The 1,817-nt window shown below is 43.7% G+C and carries 2 protein-coding genes and 1 pseudogene; all 3 read right to left on the bottom strand.

The features are described from left to right. The coding region (locus ACTHS3_RS12225; protein ID WP_440368060.1) for a class I tRNA ligase family protein at window positions 1-638 on the bottom strand (638 nt) is incomplete at its 3' end. 17 nt (window positions 639-655) lie between these two features. Further along, window positions 656-1,423, bottom strand: coding sequence for an HNH endonuclease (locus ACTHS3_RS12230; RefSeq protein WP_004519062.1), 768 nt, complete (start codon window positions 1,421-1,423; stop codon window positions 656-658). 85 nt (window positions 1,424-1,508) lie between these two features. Further along, window positions 1,509-1,817, bottom strand: a pseudogene (locus ACTHS3_RS12235) (GTPase ObgE); the annotation flags it as partial.

The raw sequence follows: 1,817 nt of genomic DNA on the forward strand, positions 1-1,817 counted from the left end.
CTCATGGCAGAGCATTCAATATGCCAACCCGGACGGCCGTTACCCCAAGGGCTTTCCCATGCAGGTTCGCCTGCTTTAGCCGCTTTCCACAACACAAAATCAAGCGGATCACGTTTGAAACCGTCCACTTCCACGCGTTCGCCTGCACGCAGGTCGTCCAACGATTTGCCCGACAATTGTCCGTAAGCGGAAAACTCGCGCACGGCGTAGTAAACGTCGCCGTTTGCGGCAGGATATGCCTTGCCGTTTTGAATCAGGGTTTCAATCATGGAAATCATTTGCGGAATGTTTTCCGTTGCCTTCGGCTCAATATCCGGACGCAACACACCCAAAGCATCGGCATCTTCATGCATGGCCTGAATGAAACGCGCGGTTAGCTCGCCGATGGTTTCGCCGTTTTCAGCCGCACGGGCGATGATTTTGTCGTCGATGTCGGTGATATTACGCACATAAGTGAGCGGATAACCGCACTCGCGCAACCAACGGGCAATCATGTCGAACACGACCATCACACGGGCATGGCCTAAGTGGCAATAGTCGTAAACGGTCATACCGCAAACGTACATGCGCACGTTTTTAGGGTCGATGGGGGTAAAGGGTTCTTTTTGGCGGGTAAGGGTGTTGTAGATGGTGGTCATGGTGTTTTGCTTAAAGTTTATGAATCAATGATTTTCTGCATTTTAATAAGAAGTTTGAGATCTTCTATACGTTGTGGCCGATTGGTTTTATGTAACATAGCATGGCAATTTGGACATACAGGGCGTAAATCTTTTTCAGGGTTTGTGTAACGTTCACCATTATTGGAAACAGGTGTCAAATGATGTACATGAATGAAATTTTTCCCTATTTCTCCATAGAAATCTTCAAAATTAAAGTTACATACAGAGCAGTTATAACCATATTTTTTTAAGCATGCTTCCCTTGCTTTAGGATCTCTTTCATATCGATTAACCATTACTTGTTGTACGCTGCCTTCTTGGTATTCTGATTGATGATTTACTTCATCAGGGAACCCAGTATAAGAGGAATTGATGTTCTCCAAGAGATCTATTTCCCAGAATGTTCTCTTTTTATCGTTAGGAGCAATATTGAGTTCTCTGCAAAGTTTTTGGTATTCATTTTCCGCATTTTCATTTTTATCGTGTTGCTTTTTCAATAAACTATTAATTTTGGGTGTGGTTTTAGAACCGTTTTTATTGGTGGCTTTTTGGTGTTTTTGAATGGTACAGTTTTTATATCCAACAAATCTACTAGGACAGAAAATGTATCTGCCTCCATAATCAGCGAAGACAAAAATCTTCCCTCTCTTTAGAGTGTCTTTATAATAATTACGATGGGAGTTATTTTTGCTGAATTGATAATTTGAAAACCGGATTAAATTAGCGAGAATTTCTTCTTTAGAAGAAACTAGCTCGAGTTCCATAATAACGCTTCCTTTTGTTGAAATCTAATAGGTGAAATTTCGGACATTCTGATTAATGTCAAAGGTCTGTCTGAAACCATCCTTCTTACTCTGGCTTAAACACGCCAGTATCTGTTTTAGGCTGCTGTTCGATAATTTCGACATTTGCGGCTGCCTGCTCCGCTTCTGCTTTCTCGGCTTCGATGCGTTTTTTCTCGGTCAGGTATTGGTTGATTTGGTGCACCAATTCCTGCGTACCTTGGTGGGTCAGAGCGCTGATTTGGAAGAGGCGCGGGGTTTTCATGTCGAATTGGAAGCGGTCGTCTGGTTTCGGGTAGTCCCAGCCGATGGCTTCGAGGAAGGAGGCGGTGCGTGCTTGGGCTTCTTCTTCGTCGAGCATGTCGAGTTTGTTCAG

Source organism: Neisseria sp. P0009.S007, assembly GCF_051962515.1.

Coding starts and splice junctions, on each gene's coding strand:
- ACTHS3_RS12230 (WP_004519062.1), bottom strand. CDS start 1,423: ATGGAACTCGAGCTAGTTTCTTCTAAAGAAGAAATTCTCGCTAATTTA.